The organism is Methylobacterium variabile (genome assembly GCF_001043975.1).
GTDB lineage: Bacteria > Pseudomonadota > Alphaproteobacteria > Rhizobiales > Beijerinckiaceae > Methylobacterium > Methylobacterium variabile.
In genome coordinates this window covers 1-623 of sequence record NZ_LABY01000558.1, presented here as the reverse complement: position 1 = coordinate 623, position 623 = coordinate 1, and the positions used below count along the sequence as shown (strand labels likewise).

1 protein-coding gene is annotated in these 623 nt (G+C 71.1%); it reads left to right on the top strand.

All coding sequences use genetic code 11. From position 1 onward, the window contains the following. Positions 1–611: hypothetical protein (locus VQ02_RS38640; RefSeq protein ID WP_048448790.1), on the top strand; the 611-nt coding region annotated here is incomplete at its 5' end. Positions 612–623 lie beyond the last annotated feature (12 nt).

Genomic DNA, 623 nt, shown 5'->3' with positions numbered 1-623 from the left:
TGGCCTATGGGTATGCCCTCTACGCCGAAGCCTACGGGCTTCCGGACATCGCCGAGCGGCGGCAGGCCGAGGAGGAGGCTTTCCGGGCGCTGCTCCACACGCCGCTGACCTCCGATGCGGATCGTGCCGCCTACGCCGCTGCTGTCATCTCGCGGCAGGCGCAATCCCTGGGCGACGCCAGCGCGACCGAGAGGGACCACCCGATGGCCGTGGCCTTCCGCAACATCGCCCTCGGCGAGCACGCCCGGGAGCCGGAGGCGCTGCGCCATGTCGGCCGGCCGGCCGAGCCCGCACCGGCTGCCGATCCGATCCTTGCAGCCATCGCCGCCAGCAAGGCAGCAACCGCAGCGTTCGACGCCTTCGAGGCGGAGCTAGAGCGCTACGGAAAAACCTCGGGGTGGGCCGCCCGCGAGGGCTATCTTTCTGATGCCGACGCGAAGGCGCAGAAGGCCGTTTGGCAGACCGTGCCGACGACGCCAGCCGGGCGCCGCGCCCTCGTCAAGTTCGCTCGCACTCAGGTTCAGCGGCGTGCCCACCCTGACGGCGACGTGGACGATAGCGCCTGGCTGCTCGGCCGAGAGGCGGGCGCGATCACTTGCGTTCGGGGTTAGCTGCGCCTCGGC